The following is a 16,980-nucleotide window of genomic DNA, read 5'->3' as shown; positions in this document are numbered from 1 at the left end:
GCAGAGTCCTTCTTTTTTGTTAGAAGGGTTCATGGTTTCTAAAGTTCGTCTAAGAAAATCGATATGGCTTTCAGTCGCCCTTTGTGATATATTGGATATCCTTTTGTATTGCGCGATGGACAGCGATGCAGAACAATTAACGATTTCTTAGGAGGTAACTGAAACATGTCAGACAGCTTTCAAAGTGCCTATCAAGAAGAAGAGTACAGGTTAGAGCGAACGATGAAAGAAGTGGATCGCCAGCTGGAACGGCTGCGGAATTTCCCGGTGTATACCGGCCACGACTTCACGGAGCAAGTGCTGGAATCCGGACGTGAAGAGCGCCGGAATGCCTTGTCCAAGAGCGCGCAGCAACCCTATTTCGGACGCTTGGATTTCGAAGAGCAGGGCAGTGGTGCACGGAAACCGCTGTATATTGGCAAAATCGGCGTAGACCGCGAAGAGGTCGGTGAGCACCCACTTGTCATCGATTGGCGCGCTCCTGTCGCGAGCTTGTTTTACTCTTTTACGGGAGGAGAAGCCTCCGCAACGTATGAAGCCCCCGAAGGATTAATTGAAGGTCTGGTATATCTGAAACGAAATGTGGTGATTCGTCAGCGCATATTGGAACGTGTGGCAGATACGTATAACCGGGACAGCGACCAGCCAGCTGTATCCGACGAGTTCCTTGTGTACCGTCTTGGGGAGAACAAGGACAATAAGCTCCGGGATATCGTATCTACGATTCAGGCTGAGCAGGATCAGATCATTCGGGCGGCAAGAAACACCGCACTGATCATTCAGGGGGTCGCCGGATCAGGGAAAACAACGGTTGCCCTGCATCGCCTTGCTTTTCTGTTGTACCAGTACAAGGAGCAGGTGTCGGCGGAAAAAATGGTTATTTTTGCACCCAACCATATGTTTCTGGATTACATCTCGGATGTGTTGCCAGAACTCGGGGTAGGGGATATTCAGCAGCAGACGTTTCCGGACTGGGCGATGAACCTGCTGGGGCTGGATATGCCGCTAGCAGATGCGTCAGAAACGCTGCATACATGGTTTGAGACCCCTGCTACTCGGCCTGAACTGAACGATGATGTTCCCGGACGTTACAAAGGCTCGATTCGTTTCATGGAACTGATTCGGGAGTGGTTATCGGGGATGGAAGAGGCTTCTGTGCCGGATGCAGATTTTAGTCCTTGGGACGGTGCCTTGCTCAGTAAACAGGAGATCGAAAACTGGTTTGGGACGGAGTACAAACATTATCCGCTAGCGAAGCGCAAAGAGCGGGTCATGGCACGGATTCACCGCTGGATTGAGATGGAATTGAAAAAGCCGATGCCGGAAACGGTACGTAAAGAACGCAAGAAAAAGGCAGCAACGCGTGAGAAATCCTATGCCAAAAAGTGGCCTGAGTATAATCCATTGACGTTGTACAAACAGCTGTTCAAAGCAGCAAAAGGTGGGGCTGTACCCGCCGAGCTAAGCAGCTTAATACCCAAAGCGATCATGAAACAAACCGGTGCAGACCTGAAGAAAGATGTCATTCGGGAAGAAGATTTGCCGGCACTGGTTTATATCCATACGCTGGTACATGACATCGAAGGATCGGAGCGTTTTGACCACATTGTCATTGACGAAGCCCAGGACTTCTCGCCATTTCATGTTGCGCTGCTGGATCAGTTTGTGAAAGGGCATTCCTTCACTATTTTGGGAGACTTGTCGCAAGGTATTCATGAGTACCGTGGTGTTCATGCATGGGAAGAGATGAGTTCATTATTTCCAGAGGAACAGAATGCCTATTTTGCCTTAACTCGAAGCTATCGTTCCACAATGGAAATCATTGATTATGCCAATACCATCCTGGAACAGGGTGTGAAGAGTGGTATTACGGCGATTCCCGTGTTCCGGAGCGGTGATCCGGTGCGTACTTTAGCTTACGGAAGTGAGGGACGGACGGGGAGTCTGGAACGGGCACTGAAGATGCTTACCTCGAAAGATTATAGGACAGTGTCCATCCTGACGCGAACATTGCATGAAGCCGAAGAACTTCATCGCGAGCTTGAGGCGACGGGCTGGGATTTGAACCTGATCGATGGCGGCAAAAAGCAGTACAGCGGAGGACATTCTATTTTGCCAGTGTATCTGTCAAAAGGGCTTGAATTCGATGCAGCAATTGTAGCTGATGTTGATCAGGAGCACTATTTGCCTGGCGCAGGTGATGCGAAGTTGCTCTATGTTGGCTGTACACGGGCTTTGCATGAATTGTGGTTATTCCACAATGGCAGCATGCCAGCGTATGCTGCGGCAACGCACAATCCTGTGGGAGAGCAGGTTACAATTCAGGACTGGCCGGATGAGACTGTTTCATAGTCAAATAGATTATGTAGTAAGAAGCTTTATAGATATAGAGGCATGACGCAGGTTAACCCTGACGCATGCCTTTTTTGCATTTAGCATGAAGACAGTATTCTTACCCGGAGGTTACAGAGCGAGATGTGCTTTGTTTCTTTCTAGCTGAACGGCGGTTCACCAGATAGATGCCTAACCCGATCAGTACACCTCCAGCCCCGACAAACCATTGAACCTGTTCGCCTATCAAAAACCAGCTTGAAAGCACGCCGAAGAACGGTGCGAGTAAACAAATAACTGCTAGTCTGAGCAGGGTCACTGTTCTGTAAAAGATAGAACCAGAGGGAAAACTGCAAGATGGAACAAATTAGCGTTAGATATAACAACGATAGGATGGAGACTGTAGTTACTGTAAAATGAGGTTGCTCCGTCCATACACTTAGCAGAAGCAAGGCTGAACCTCCAGCAAGCATCTGATAAGCTGTAAGCACGAAAGTATCGTAATTGACACCCCAGCGCTTGATAAGCAAGGTGGATACGGCAAACGAAATCGCTCCGCCAAAACAGATCCATGTCCCGGGGCTGAAGCTCATATGCCACCCAAAGGTAACCAAAATGCCGACAAACCCAACAATCACGCCAATCCACTGGCTTGACCGATAGCTCAGGTTATATAGCAGCGCACTGAGAACAATGACGATCAGTGGATTCGTGAATGTAATAATGGCCGACTCACCGGATGAAATCCAGTTCATGCTGTAATAGGCGCAGCCCATCACCCCCGCGGATTGGAACAAGCCGATCAGAATGATTTTCCCCCAAGCTCGCCATTTACTTGGTATAGGTCGCTTACGTAGGACTAAGGCCATCAAACCTCCTGCCAAAATATAGCGCAAGCCCATCAATAGAAAGGGGGGAGCGTACATCATACCTATTTTGCCCACAGGAAAAGAAGTCCCCATAATAAGTGTAGTTACGATAATCAATACGATGTATTTGGCTGGATTCATGTCGAGCACTCCTTCGATGTAGCGTAATACGTTTAATGTTCAGTACTCATTGTAGTCTATTCTTGACATAGAGTATAATGATTACAAATGAACTGGATATCATTTTGAATGATGTCAGAGTGGAGGCAAGATGGAGAGCGGGGATCTTCGAATATTTCAGTGTGTAGCCCAAGAAGGGAATTTAACTAGAGCTGCTGTCAAGCTGGGATACGTTCAATCCAACGTTACGGCGCGTATTCGGCATTTGGAGGCTGAGGTAGGTACACCATTGTTCATCCGTCACAATCGGGGAATGACACTGTCTCCAGCGGGGGAGATGCTGCTAACGTACGCGGATAAGATCGTTGGTTTGTTAAATGATGCTTCAAGAGCACTACAGGCTACCAATACACCAGAGGGGCCTTTGCAAATTGGTTCCATACAGACGGCGGCTGCGGTAAGGCTGCCGCGTCTTCTAGCCAAATATTACGCTCAGTACCCAGACGTTTCTCTTGCGCTGGCTACAGGACACTCACAGATGCTTATTGATCAGGTCATTGCGTATGAATTGGAAGGAGCATTTATTGGCTGTTCCTGTGACCATCCTGATATTAAATCGATCGACGTATTTGATGAAGAGCTGTTTGTTGTTTCGTCTCCGGCATTGTCCGAGGATGAACTAACCCGTAAGCCGATATTAGTTTATAGTATGGGGTGCTCCTACCGTAAAATTTTGGAGGACTGGATGCTTCTGAGCGGTGTTCACAGGCCCGTTATTATGGAATTTGGGACGCTGGAGGCCATTATCAGTGGCGTAGCCTCTGGAATGGGCATCTCTTTACTGCCTGAAATTGTTATTAGCCAGCCAATTCAAAACGGTCTGTTACGTAAACATTCGCTTCCTGCTGGAATGAACCGTATGATGACACGATTTATTACACGTAAGGATGCTTTTATTAGCAGTGCGCTTGGGGCATTTATGGCGATGCTTCCACAGGAATGTGATATGATAGCGAGTGGAGAGAGCATAAGTTATCCAAGAAATACACAACTGCATGGCAATTTAGATTAGCATTAGATCGGCAATCCGTTAAGGAAGTGATAGCACATGGATTTATTTTCGTTTCAGCAGGACACACAACCACAAGCCAGATTGCTGGCAGACCGCATGCGGCCTGAGCATCTGGATGAATATATAGGGCAGGAACATATTATCGGGCCAGGAAAGCTTCTACGCCGAGCCATTGAAGCTGATCAGATTTCATCGATCCTGTTGTACGGACCGCCGGGATGTGGCAAGACAACGCTTGCCCATATTATCTCTCAGCATACCCAAGGCCAATTCGTGCGGTTGAACGCGGTGGATGCCTCTGTGAAGGATGTACGAGAAGTCATTGAGCAGGCACAGACGAACAAACAGCTCTATGGAACCAAAACGATTCTGTTCCTCGACGAGGTCCATCGTTTTAACAGTTCACGCCAAGATGCACTGCTGCCAGCGGTAGAGAAGGGCACGATCATTTTCATTGGCGCAACAACAGAGAACCCTTTTCATTATGTAAATGGAGCCTTGATGAGTCGATCCACCCTTTTTCAACTGGAATCCTTAAATAAGGATCACTCCTTGATTGCAATGCGCAGAGCGTTAAGCGATACGGATAAAGGGCTTGGTTTTATGGAACTGCAAGCCGATGATGAAGCGCTGGCGCACATTGCCACGATGGCGAATGGTGATATTCGCCGTGCATTGAATGCGTTGGAGCTGGCTGCGCTCACGACACCGCCCGAACAGGATGGAACAGTTCACATCACGCTGGCTGTCGCGGAAGAGTCCATTCGTCGTCCTATTGTCAAGGCAGACGAGTCCACACAGTATGATGTATTGTCCGCTTTTCACAAAAGCATTCGTGGTTCGAGCGATGCAGCGTTATTCTGGTTTCTATATGCGGTAGAGAAACTGGGCATGGACCCCATGACATTTATTCGTCGTCTGATTGCCGCGAGCAGTGAGGACATTGGACTGGCGAATCCCCAGGCGATGACTCAGGCGATTGGGGCGCTTGATGCTTACCGAAATAACGGCTGGCCTGAGGCGAAGCTAAATATTGCGCAAGCTATTTTGTTTGCGGTGGAAAGTCCGAAGTCCAATGCGGTATATACTGCGATATCCAAAGCGATGAGCGCCATTGATGAGGTGAAGTCGGCCGAAGTGCCGCTGCATTTGAGGGATACACATTATTCAGGTGCCGCTAAGCTGGGACATGAGGGATACCAGTATCCGCATAACTACCCGGGACATTATGTGAAGCAGGAGTATCTGCCGAAACAGCTCTCTCGAAGAGTCTTTTATGAGGCGACAGAGCAGGGGAATGAGTCAAAGATCAGGCTGAATCAACAACGGCGCAGGGAGTTATAGCCATGAAAGAATTAGCATATATCGGAGTCGGTGGCTTCCTGGGCACATTGACCAGGTATACTATTCAACTGATGATCCCTGCGGCGAATACGGGTTTTCCATGGGCAGTGCTGTTGATCAATACGATCGGCAGCCTGTTTTTAGGTTGGTTTTTTACCATAGCCATCCCGGAAAAAATAACACCACAGCTTCGCCTCGCCATCGGCACAGGATTTACTGGAGCTTTCACGACCTTCTCCACATTCACACTGGATATTGTTCGATTATCGGAGGGCGGAGATTGGTTGAAAGCAGCGGCTTATCTCCTACTTAGTGTAGTGGCTGGACTGCTGCTCTGCGCGCTCGGCATCAAGCTGGGAAACGGAATGCTCGCTGTCTCTCCAAAGGGGAGTGATGCCAGGTGATCATCTGGATTGGATTAGCAGGTGTGGTAGGTGCACTGCTCCGTTACAGTCTGGGGAAAGCCATCTCTGGTAAGCTTGGAACCTCTTTCCCTTGGGGAACCTGGATCATTAACGTGAGCGGTTCTCTTCTCCTTGGCATGTTGTATGGCGGGCATCAAGCAGGGAGTTTGCCAGACGCAATGTGGACGGTATGGGGAACCGGCTTCTGCGGAGCATATACGACCTTCTCCACCTTTGGGTATGAAACCTTAACATTGATGGGACAACAGCGATATGCCAGAGCGATTGTTTATGTGGTAAGTTCTGTTGTGGTGGGGGTAGTAGGTTGCCTCGCAGGAGTTACGCTCACTGCATAACTAAATTATTTTAAATTTTTTGCAAAAAAAGCAGGAAAAAAGCCATCCTTCATGGTATTACATGAAAGACGGCTTTTTTTGTAGGAATACAAGGGATTGGCTTCACCGCTCCAATTGAGAAGGAAAGCCTGTTATTGCATCGCCGGTACAGGTACTTTCTGCACCTGATCAATCGTACCACCGCCGAGGCAAACCTCTCCGTCGTAGAAAACAACGGCTTGTCCTGGCGTGATCGCTTTTTGCTGCTGATCAAACTGAACGTCCACGCTGCCGTCTTCCTTCCAGGTTAGCGTAACACCTTGATCCGGTTGACGATAACGGAATTTGGCTGTGCAGCGGAAAGGCACATTTGGTGTATGTTCTGCACCTGCAATCCAGTTAACCCCTGTTGCCGTTAGACCTGTGGAGTACAAGCTGGCATGAGCATCGCCCTGCACTACGAGCAATTGGTTTTTCTCCAAATTTTTATCAGCAACAAACCAAGGCTCGCCGTTGCCGGAACCGCCAATGCCAAGTCCTTGACGTTGACCGAGAGTGTAGTACATCAGACCGTCGTGACGACCTTTGACTTCACCGGTTACGATATCAACCATGTCTCCGCCTTTGGCTGGCAGATAATTGCTCAGGAACTCCTTGAAGTTGCGTTCACCGATAAAGCATACACCTGTGCTATCTTTTTTCTTGGCTGTATACAGACCGGCAGCTTCAGCAATTTTGCGCACTTCCGGTTTAGGCAGGTGACCAATCGGGAACATGGCTTTGGATAGTTGTTTTTGATTAAGAGCGTTCAGGAAGTAAGTCTGATCTTTATTATTGTCTACACCACGGAGCAGCTTGAAATTGCCATCCTCTTCAATGAGACGAGCATAATGACCTGTAGCTACATAATCTGCACCGAGATCCAGCGCTTTGTTCAGAAACTCACCGAATTTGATCTCACGATTACACATGACATCCGGATTCGGCGTACGGCCCGACTTATATTCATCAAGGAAATAGGTAAATACTTTATCAAAGTATTCTTTCTCGAAGTTGACAGTGTAATACGGAATGCCGATCTGTTCGCACACCCGGCGCACATCCTCTGAATCTTCTTCAGCGGTGCAGTGGCCAAACTCGTCTGTATCATCCCAGTTTTTCATGAAAATGCCGATGACATCGTAACCTTGCTCTTTCAGAAGCAATGCGGTAACGGATGAATCCACACCTCCGGACATGCCAACGACGACCCGTGTGTTTTCATTTGCTTTGGACATCGTTATCACCATTTCTATATATAAATGTGTTTCGTTACTATTCTAGCATAACCCGAGCGAACTTACGATACACCCGGCCAACTTTGGATACTGTCCACTCCACACGCACATTTTGCAATATCGTCAATCTTTCTTTTCCATAACACATGCAGATATGTTAACATTACTTGAGGGTTATGATCGGAATACGCAGGATTAGCAGATTAACACTTGTTTTCCCTGAGGTTCGCCAGGCGGAATCACGGAATCAATGGTCATGAACCACGTAGAGAATCGACATAAAGAACAGTGCTTGAGAACAATAAACATCTAACGTTCCGGTTTGTTTTTTTCGAAAATTGAAAGAGGTGACTCCTTTGAAGATATCAACAAAAGGCCGTTACGGCCTCACAATCATGATGGAGCTGGCCGCCAGAACTGGCGAAGGCCCAACATCATTAAAAAGTATTGCCGAGCGGAACCAGCTCTCGGAACATTATTTGGAGCAACTGATTGCGCCACTGCGTAATGCTGGCCTTGTTAAGAGTATCCGCGGTGCATATGGCGGTTACATTCTGGCAGGTGATCCTGCAACTGTAACAGCGGGGGACGTTATTCGTGTGCTGGAGGGACCGATCTCCCCAGTGGACTTTACGGAAGAAGATGACCCAGCAAAGCGTGACCTGTGGTTGCGCATCCGGGACGGCATTGCAGAAGTGCTGGATTCAACAACATTGAAAGATTTAATTACTTTCGAGGATCAGGAAAAGAAAGATTCCTACATGTTTTACATTTAGGAAGCAATTAAGGAATGAAGTTGATCATCCAGAAGACACACTAAAGCCTCCAATATGGGGGCTTTAGCCATGCCAACAGAGATTAAAGCTTGCCCTTTAGCAGTATTCTGAACATAAAAAGGAAATCCAACAACCAACGGGGTGACAACGATGAATCGTATATATTTGGATCATGCCGCTTCGACACCTATGCATCCACGCGTCGCTGAAGCGATGATGAACGTTATGACTGGGCAATATGGTAATCCATCCAGTATTCATGCCTTTGGCCGTGAAGCCAAACGAACGGTCAGTGGAGCAAGGGATGTTATCGCGGCATATTTGGGATGTAACCCGGACGAGCTTGTTTTTACGGGTGGTGGCACAGAAAGTGACAATTTGGCGATTTTTGGTGCAGTTGCTGCACGAGCGGAGAAGGGCAAACATGTGATTACCACGGCAATTGAACATCATGCCGTATTGCATTCATGCCAGGAACTGGAGCGGCGGGGATACGAAGTGACTTATCTGCCTGTGGACGAGTCTGGACGCATCAAGCTGGAGGATCTTCGTGAGGCAATTCGGCCGGACACTGTGCTGATTACGATGATGTATGCCAACAACGAAGTAGGCACCATTCAGCCGATTCGTGAGGTCGGAGAACTGGCACGTCAGCATGATATTTTATTTCACACGGATGCGGTTCAGGCGCTGGGTAGTCAGCCGATCTCTTGTAGAGACTTGCCTGTGGATTTCATTAGCTTCTCGGCACACAAAATTAACGGTCCGCAAGGTGTCGGTGCCCTGTATGTAAGACGTGGCATTACATTGGAAGCAAGATCACATGGTGGATTGCAGGAAAGACAACGGCGTGCAGGCACAGAGAACATCGCCGGTATTGCCGGGTTTGCAGAAGCGGTAAAACGGATCTCCGAAGAGGGAAACGAGTATCTGCAACATGCCTTGGAACTGCGGAAATTACTACTGGATCAGCTTGCTATGCATGTGGGTGCCGATCATTTTCATGTCAACGGTCATGAGGAGTACACCCTTCCCAATATTCTCAATATCAGCTTTCCCGAGGTAACTACCGAAACGATGCTGATGAACCTGGATATGGAGGGCATCGCTGTAGCAAGTGGCTCAGCTTGCACTTCTGGTTCCCTTGAAGTATCGCATGTACTGAAAGCCATGAATCTGCCAGAGGCATTTTTACAGTCCGCGATTCGATTTAGCTGGGGTTTGGGTAATACTACAAAAGAAATCATCACAACCGCCGAAAAAATTGGAACCATTCTTGAACGCCTGCGTAATAGACCTTAAGGGGCTCTTTACACATGGAACAGAAGGAGGGGAGAAGTTCCATTTTCATCGGTTGGATAGCAGCGGTTTGATGATCGGCGTCTGATTGCCACTCATCAACTTTGGGCATACCTAGCAATAGCGCCGCGCCTATACAATGTGAAGAAGATGAGGGGGACCCAGCGATGAAGCTTCAGGAAATGATCGGACTTGCCGTTTTTGATGTTGAGGACGGGAAGCAGGTCGGTAAAATCCAGGATTTCATTGTGAATGATGATTGGGAGATTGAAGGCATTGAACTTGAGAATAAGGGCCTGTTTACCAATCATGTCAAGATGGTGCAATGGAAAGATATCGTTGCCTATGGCGAAGATGCCGTCATGATCCGTAATCAACAGGCTGTCCGCAAGACGGGGGCCGACGACATAAAATACACGTACCTCCTTGGTCGCTCTAAATTGAAGGAGATGTCCGTGCTCACCGAAGAAGGGTTGTTGCTCGGACGACTCTCCGATGTTTATTTTGACCAGGAGTTGGGAAATACAATAATAGGGATTGAAATTACGGACGGTTTTGTGTCCGATCTGATTGAGGGCCGTAAATGGCTGCCATGTACAAGTGATATGTCTATCGGAGAAAGTGCCATCATGGTACCGCCACTGAGTGAACAACGCTTGGAAAATGCCATTCATTCTGTTAATGGATAGGTGAATGAATATGAAATGTCCAAATTGTAGTTCGAAAGATATCGGAAAAATTGGTTCCCATCAGTTTTATTGCTGGGGATGCTTTATTGAGTTAACGGTAAACGGTGAGAAAATGTCTGTGTATCAGGTGGAAGAGGACGGCACGCTGAGCTCTTTAGATGATTTGTTCTTTGGAGAAGAGCTGCCGCAAGACTTCGATCACATTCACGCTTCCTCTTAAAACGCAGTTCAACTTCCTCTATATGCGGTTTCTTGACAATTCATGTCATTAAATGCTGTCGCAATCTGGCGGCTGGATATAGATGTAGTTACATAGTGGTCAGGAAGGACATGTATAATTATATGATGTACTGATCCATAAAATGCGCTTCCCTCGTTTGAAGAGGGGGGCGCATTTTATTTTCCGTTAGAATCACGAGGAGAACGTTACTTTATATCTGGGGTAAGTCTTGAAATCCAATGTCACTTACCCTTGACGTGCTCGGGCACACCTAGGGTAAACTTTCTGGCTTGGAACGAACATTTAGCAAAATGGGCTTCCTTCAGCATTTTCAGACACATCCTAGCTTCATGCTACCACCTCTTTACGGAGTTAATAAAAATCCTCTCTCCTACATATACTTACTTCCAGAGCCAGTCCATATACTGAACTTTAGAGGTAGTCCAAAGGGGAGAATCGAAGTGGAGCAACTAACCAAAAATAAAATGTTTCGTTACGCGATCTGGCTCTTACTCGGATTAGTTATTTTATATTTTGTCTGGCTGTTACGGCCGTTATTATTACATATTTATGGATTCTTGAAAACGGTACTGGCTCCGTTCATCGTTGCACTCATCATATCCTATGTCCTTAATCCGATTGTGAGCATGCTTGGCGGCCGGAAAGTTCCGCGCTCCATTGCTGTACTGTTAATCTATGCTTTTTTTCTGACCTGTATCGGAGTCATCTTAATGAATGTCATTCCTGTTCTGATTGAACAACTTGAAGAATTAAATGAACATATGCCGGAATTGTCCATGCGTGCGCAAAACCTGATGAACAATATGGATCACAAATTGATGCCACCAAGCATACGCACAGGTATGAACAGCTGGTTTTTCCAGATGGAGGATCGTCTGACACAAGGGATCACTGTTTTGATGGACAATATCGGAGCAACGATTAATGTGCTGTTTAATGTATTCATTGTGCCATTTCTGATATTTTATATGTTAAAAGATTTTGATGTTTTTGAACGAACCATCGTAGCATATCTGCCCCGTTCTCGCCGTAAAGCGATTGTTTCCGTGATGAAAGAGATCGATACTGCACTCGGTAATTATATTCGGGGGCAATTTATCGTCTGTGTGATCGTAGGGATCTTTGCGTATATCGGATATATCGTGATCGATATGCCTTATGCCCTTCTTCTGGCAAGTATTGTGGCGGTATTCAACATTGTGCCGTATCTGGGTCCTTTTCTGGGAGCGGCACCTGCGGTGGTGATGGCATCAACGGTTTCTTTCAAAATGGTACTGCTGGTCATCGCTGTAAACACACTCTGCCAGGTGCTCGAGAGCAATGTAGTTTCCCCACAGGTGGTGGGACGAACGCTGCATTTACATCCTCTTTCGATTATATTTGCGCTGCTGGTAGGTGGAGAGCTGGCGGGCATTGTCGGTCTTATTTTAGCTGTACCTGTCTTTGCCGTGTTAAAAGTCATCGTGCAGCACTTTTTCGCCTACTATATCAAGCGTAGAACGGAGTGAGTCCATCAACCTTGAAAGGGTGGCATCTTTTAGCGGATTACTCTGGAAGGCGCGTTGACACTCGCTAACACTATCGATATAATGAGGGTGTATGTTTACATGATCAAATCGATGATGAAATGAAGTATGCCGAGGGTTCCTTTCCTCAGAGAATAGACTTCTTCGAATTCAGATATGCTCTGAGTTCGCTGGCTGGGAGAGTCTTGAAAGTTGAAGCGGCAGAAAGCTGATTTCGGAGTGCAGGACAACCCTGCCGGGAGCGACCGTTACTCGCATGAACGAGGCGATTGTTCGTTTATCCTTCCAATGACGGGAGATGAACCCTTTTCAATGACGGGAGTTAAACCCTTTCAATAAGGGAAGATGAACAATAACCAGGGTGGTACCGCGATAACATCGTCCCTGATCATTCAGGGGCGTTTTTTGTGTTTATTTTTACACAGGTGTTATTAAAAATTCATGTTAACCAACCGGGGCGATCTCGCTGCGGAACTTATAATTTGATGGGGGCAACCAGTATGAAAGCCAGTGAAATCCGTTCCAAATGGATCCAGTTTTTTGCAAGTAAAGGTCACAAAATTGAACCAAGCGCGTCGCTTGTGCCGCACAACGACCCTTCCCTGTTGTGGATTAATGCGGGTATGGCACCGCTGAAACCTTACTTTGACGGACGGGAGAAACCGGAGAACCCGCGTCTTGCGAACTCGCAGAAGTGTATCCGTACCAACGATATCGAAAATGTCGGCAAAACACGTCGTCACCATACGTTCTTTGAAATGCTCGGTAACTTCTCCATCGGTGATTACTTTAAGGAAGAAACGGTGACTTGGGCTTGGGAATTTTTAACGAGCAAAGAGTGGATCGGATTCGATCCGGAACGCTTGTCCGTTACCGTATACCCGGAAGATGAAGAAGCCTTCAAACTGTGGAATGAAAAAATCGGATTGCCGGCTGAACGCATCATCAAGCTGGACGAAAACTTCTGGGATATCGGCGAAGGCCCATGTGGACCTTGTACTGAAATCTTCTATGACCGTGGGGAAGCTTACGGTAACGATATGAACGATCCTGAAATGTACCCGGGTGGAGAGAATGAGCGTTATTTGGAAGTGTGGAACCTTGTATTCTCGCAATTCAACCATAACAAAGACGGTAGCTACACACCGCTTCCGAACAAAAACATTGATACAGGTGCGGGGCTGGAGCGTTTTGCATCCATTCTGCAAAATGTAGATTCCAATTTTGACACCGATCTGTTCCAACCGATGATTCAGAAAACGGCTGCACTTGCGGGCGTAAAATATAACGACAGCGTTGAGATTGATGTTGCCCTCAAAGTCATTGCCGATCATATCCGTACCGTGGCATTTGCTGTAGGTGATGGCGTACTGCCAAGTAATGAAGGCCGCGGATATGTCATTCGCCGTTTGCTGCGCCGTGCGGTTCGTTACGGAAAAGTGCTCGGACTTGACCGTCCATTCCTGTATGAACTGACTACAACCGTTGGTGAAGTTATGGGCATGTACTACCCTGAAGTAGTGGACAAACAAGAATTCATTGCCAAAGTGATCAAAACCGAGGAAGAGCGTTTCCACGAAACATTATCAGACGGGCTTGCGATTCTGGCTGATATTAGCGGCACAGCGAAATCCGAAGGACGCACAGTGATTAGCGGGCCAGAGGCTTTCAAACTGTATGATACGTATGGCTTCCCGTTTGACCTGACAGAAGATTATGCTGCAGAGCATGGTTTGACAGTGGATCGTGAAGGTTTTGATGCATCCATGCAGGAGCAGCGTGATCGTGCCCGTGCAGGACGTCAAGAGAACGAAAGCATGAAGATTCAAGGTGGACCTTTGGCTGACCTGGAGGTTAAAAGCGAGTTTGTTGGATATACTGACCTGTTGACGGAAGCAAAAATTGTAGCGATTGTTACGGGAGATGCGCTTGCAGACTCCGTAGGAGAAGGACAGACCGCTCAGGTTATTCTGGATCAAACACCATTTTATGCAGAAAGCGGCGGTCAGGTAAGTGACCAGGGCTTGCTTCGCAGCGAGGCTGCTGTAGCAACAGTTCAAGGTCTGTTTAAAGCTCCGCAAGGACAGCATGTACATTTGGTGACGATTGAGTCGGGTGAGCTTCGTGTGGGCGATGTCATTCAAGCTGAAGTGGATTCAACCAAACGCGGTGATATCATCAAAAACCATACGGCGACACACTTGCTGCACAAAGCGTTGAAAGATGTGCTCGGTACACATGTTAATCAGGCTGGTTCCCTGGTGGAACCGCAACGTCTACGTTTTGACTTCTCTCACTTCGGCAGCATTACGCCGGAAGAGTTGACAGAGATTGAACGTCAAGTGAACGAACAGATCTGGAATCGCCTGAATGTGAACATTGAGCTGAAAGGCATCGATGAAGCGAAGGAAATGGGTGCAATGGCCCTTTTTGGCGAGAAATATGGAGAAATTGTACGCGTCGTGCAAATTGGAGATTATAGTTTGGAACTTTGTGGCGGCTGTCACGTAAGTAATACTTCAGAGATTGGAATTTTCAAACTTGTCAGCGAAAGCGGAATCGGATCGGGTGTACGCCGTATTGAGGCTGTAACTGGTCGCGGTGCTTATCTGTATGTGGAGAGCCAGCTGGATCTGCTCAAGCAGTCCGCAACCCTGCTCAAAGCAAATGTAGCGGATGTGCCGAAACGGATTGAAGGTCTGAATCAGCAGCTGAAAGAAGCGGCTAGAGAGACTGAATCTCTGCAAAGCAAACTGAGTGCTATGGAAGCGGGTCAGTTGACGGATCAGGTTGTACAAGCAGGAAATACACAATTGCTGGCAGCCCGCGTAGATGCACCGAACATGGATGCACTGCGTACCGTTGCGGATGAGTTGAAAGTAAAACTGCCAGATGCTGTTCTCGTACTTGGTGCTCCAGCTGATGGCAAGGTGAATTTTGTTGTTGCAGTACCTGCTGAGCAGGTGAAACAAGGTCTGCACGCCGGTAAGATTGTTAAGGAAGTTGCTGCAGTATGCGGCGGCGGCGGCGGCGGACGTCCGGATATGGCTCAGGCCGGAGGCAAGGACGCAAGCAAGCTGGATGAAGCGCTGAAACTGGCGATTTCCATCGTCAGCCAGTAAAGGACAAGCAAAAAACACAATTGCCTTATCCTTTGTGTACTTGTGGCAGTCAGAATATGTTATTATATAAACAGAAATCAATTCGGCAGGACATGGTCCCCATGTTCATGCAGGAGCGAGGTGTCATCAATGGACTCCATGGATAAGACGGTTAAATTTAATGTGAAAGGTGACGAACAGGAGGTATCTTCACAAGAGATTCTTCTCACGGTATATGACGCGCTGGTCGATAAAGAGTATAATCCCATTAACCAGATCGTTGGATATCTGATATCCGGCGACCCCGCGTATATTCCGCGTCACAACAACGCACGCAGTCTGGTCCGGAAAAAGGAGCGCGACGAGCTGATTGAAGAGCTTGTACGTTCTTATCTGGCCAATCACCGGTAATGTACGCCGCTTCCGTTTGTTTGCAGCCTTGCGGACAAACGGAAAATGAACCGACAGAAGACAGACTGAAGTCTGCATAGACGATTGCATATCGTTCTGAACAGGCTGCAGGATGGGAGAGCATGATGAAAAAATTAGGTTTGGACTATGGGGACCGCAGAATCGGGGTTGCCGTGAGTGACGCCTTCGGTTGGACTGCCCAGGGATTGGAAGTGCTTGAACGCCGCCGGGATGAAGGTGAGTTTACACGAATTGCTGAACTGGTGCGTGAGCACGAGATTAGCGAAATTGTAGTTGGACTCCCCAAAAACATGAACGGCACCGTAGGGCCGCGTGGTGAAATATGTATTGCTTTTGCCGAACGCCTGCGGGGCGAACTGAATTTACCTGTTCACCTTTGGGATGAACGGCTGACAACGATGGCAGCCGAACGTACGCTGATTGAAGCGGATGTCAGTCGCAAAAAACGCAAACAGGTCGTGGATAAAATGGCCGCAAGCCTGATTTTGCAAAATTATTTGGATGCCAATAGTACAAGGTGAGGGGGATCAACAATGGCTGAAGATCAACTGGGTATGGAAGAAGAAGCTGAGATCATTTACATTGCAGATGACGAGGGTAACGAAGAGGAATTCGAAGTCATCATGAAATTCGAAGTGGACGGTTCGGAGGCCAAGTATATGATGGTTGCTCCGGTTGAACCTGAAGATGGCGAGACGGATGTGTATGCATTCCGTTATGAAGAAGATGGCGATGATATCAAACTTTTTGTGATCCAAGACGATGCCGAGTGGGATATTGTCGAGGAGACCTTTAATACATTTCTTGCTGAAGATGAAGAGGAAGCGAACTAAATGACGGAATATAATCGCAAAGACCTGAAGTGGACAGATTCGCTGCGTCTGGCATTCGGTGCTCATGTGGAGCTCGAGGAAGAGAACGGTAAATCACATCCGTATGAACTGCTCGCTGAATTTGAGGTTCATGGGCAGCAGTACGCGGTGCTCCGCAGTTCATTGCGTCCGTATGACGAGGTTGAACTTCTGCGGGTTTTACCTGGCAGTGAAGACCAGATCATGCCGGAATTAGTTACGATCGATGATGACGATGAGTGGGAGAGTATTTCAGAGCTTTATGATGAATGCACACTCCCGATTGACGAGGATTAACCAGCTTCAAATTGAA

The 16,980-nt window shown here is 47.6% G+C and carries 17 protein-coding genes; 15 read left to right on the top strand and 2 right to left on the bottom strand.

The features are described from left to right. Positions 1 to 165 precede the first annotated feature (165 nt). Positions 166 to 2,352: a HelD family protein gene (locus tag AC1VYS_RS22140; protein WP_482911495.1), complete on the top strand. Its 2,187-nt coding sequence runs from the start codon at positions 166 to 168 to the stop codon at positions 2,350 to 2,352. A gap of 140 nt (positions 2,353 to 2,492) precedes the next feature. On the opposite strand, the gene AC1VYS_RS22135 is transcribed toward AC1VYS_RS22140, so the two are convergent. Then, positions 2,493 to 3,341: a DMT family transporter gene (locus tag AC1VYS_RS22135; protein ID WP_482911494.1), complete on the bottom strand. Its 849-nt coding sequence runs from the start codon at positions 3,339 to 3,341 to the stop codon at positions 2,493 to 2,495. A 130-nt stretch (positions 3,342 to 3,471) separates the two neighbouring features. On the opposite strand from AC1VYS_RS22135, the gene AC1VYS_RS22130 reads away from it, so the two are divergent. The 4 genes from AC1VYS_RS22130 to crcB (AC1VYS_RS22115) are packed head-to-tail and all read left to right on the top strand — an operon-like array spanning position 3,472 to position 6,496. Beyond that, positions 3,472 to 4,392, top strand: a complete 921-nt coding sequence (locus tag AC1VYS_RS22130) for a LysR family transcriptional regulator (RefSeq protein WP_482911493.1) — start codon at positions 3,472 to 3,474, stop codon at positions 4,390 to 4,392. A gap of 36 nt (positions 4,393 to 4,428) precedes the next feature. After that, positions 4,429 to 5,736, top strand: a complete 1,308-nt coding sequence (locus AC1VYS_RS22125; protein ID WP_482911492.1) for a replication-associated recombination protein A — start codon at positions 4,429 to 4,431, stop codon at positions 5,734 to 5,736. 2 nt (positions 5,737 to 5,738) lie between these two features. Further along, positions 5,739 to 6,140: a fluoride efflux transporter CrcB gene (gene crcB / locus AC1VYS_RS22120; RefSeq protein ID WP_482911491.1), complete on the top strand. Its 402-nt coding sequence runs from the start codon at positions 5,739 to 5,741 to the stop codon at positions 6,138 to 6,140. After that, positions 6,137 to 6,496: a fluoride efflux transporter CrcB gene (gene crcB / locus AC1VYS_RS22115; protein WP_482911490.1), complete on the top strand. Its 360-nt coding sequence runs from the start codon at positions 6,137 to 6,139 to the stop codon at positions 6,494 to 6,496. The genes crcB (AC1VYS_RS22120) and crcB (AC1VYS_RS22115) overlap by 4 nt, the downstream gene beginning before the upstream one ends. 131 nt (positions 6,497 to 6,627) lie before the next feature. Here the strand turns inward: crcB (AC1VYS_RS22115) and mnmA are convergent, their stop codons facing one another. Continuing rightward, positions 6,628 to 7,752 (bottom strand): tRNA 2-thiouridine(34) synthase MnmA, encoded by a 1,125-nt coding sequence (gene mnmA / locus AC1VYS_RS22110; protein ID WP_482911489.1) that lies wholly within the window; start codon positions 7,750 to 7,752, stop codon positions 6,628 to 6,630. A gap of 356 nt (positions 7,753 to 8,108) precedes the next feature. On the opposite strand from mnmA, the gene cymR reads away from it, so the two are divergent. From cymR to AC1VYS_RS22060, 10 genes are all read left to right on the top strand, one after another. Then, complete coding sequence (gene cymR, locus AC1VYS_RS22105) at positions 8,109 to 8,528, top strand: cysteine metabolism transcriptional regulator CymR (protein WP_090915550.1); 420 nt, start codon at positions 8,109 to 8,111, stop codon at positions 8,526 to 8,528. A 150-nt stretch (positions 8,529 to 8,678) separates the two neighbouring features. Further along, positions 8,679 to 9,830 (top strand): cysteine desulfurase family protein, encoded by a 1,152-nt coding sequence (locus tag AC1VYS_RS22100; RefSeq protein ID WP_482911488.1) that lies wholly within the window; start codon positions 8,679 to 8,681, stop codon positions 9,828 to 9,830. Positions 9,831 to 9,994: 164 nt separating this feature from the next. Further along, positions 9,995 to 10,516: a PRC-barrel domain-containing protein gene (locus AC1VYS_RS22095; protein WP_482911487.1), complete on the top strand. Its 522-nt coding sequence runs from the start codon at positions 9,995 to 9,997 to the stop codon at positions 10,514 to 10,516. A gap of 10 nt (positions 10,517 to 10,526) precedes the next feature. Beyond that, a complete protein-coding gene (locus AC1VYS_RS22090; RefSeq protein ID WP_441924697.1) occupies positions 10,527 to 10,736 on the top strand; it encodes a hypothetical protein in 210 nt (69 codons plus the stop codon). 461 nt (positions 10,737 to 11,197) lie between these two features. After that, positions 11,198 to 12,265, top strand: a complete 1,068-nt coding sequence (locus AC1VYS_RS22085; RefSeq protein WP_441924695.1) for an AI-2E family transporter — start codon at positions 11,198 to 11,200, stop codon at positions 12,263 to 12,265. Between the two features lie 518 nt (positions 12,266 to 12,783). After that, a complete protein-coding gene (gene alaS, locus AC1VYS_RS22080) occupies positions 12,784 to 15,405 on the top strand; it encodes an alanine--tRNA ligase (RefSeq protein ID WP_482911486.1) in 2,622 nt (873 codons plus the stop codon). 129 nt (positions 15,406 to 15,534) lie between these two features. Further along, positions 15,535 to 15,795 (top strand): IreB family regulatory phosphoprotein, encoded by a 261-nt coding sequence (locus tag AC1VYS_RS22075; RefSeq protein ID WP_441924691.1) that lies wholly within the window; start codon positions 15,535 to 15,537, stop codon positions 15,793 to 15,795. 125 nt (positions 15,796 to 15,920) lie between these two features. Then, positions 15,921 to 16,337 carry a Holliday junction resolvase RuvX gene (gene ruvX, locus AC1VYS_RS22070; protein ID WP_186809628.1) on the top strand — a complete coding sequence of 139 codons (417 nt, stop codon included), beginning with the start codon at positions 15,921 to 15,923 and terminating at the stop codon, positions 16,335 to 16,337. Between the two features lie 12 nt (positions 16,338 to 16,349). Continuing rightward, entirely contained in the window at positions 16,350 to 16,649 is a 300-nt protein-coding gene (locus AC1VYS_RS22065) for a DUF1292 domain-containing protein (protein ID WP_090915532.1), read from the top strand. Next, entirely contained in the window at positions 16,650 to 16,964 is a 315-nt protein-coding gene (locus AC1VYS_RS22060) for a DUF1292 domain-containing protein (protein WP_110896269.1), read from the top strand. The last annotated feature ends 16 nt before the right edge of the window (positions 16,965 to 16,980 follow it).

The sequence above is a fragment of the Paenibacillus sp. G34 genome, assembly GCF_056856875.1.
The sequence above is the reverse complement of the archived record's forward strand: the minus strand, read 5'-3'. Positions and strand labels throughout refer to the sequence as shown.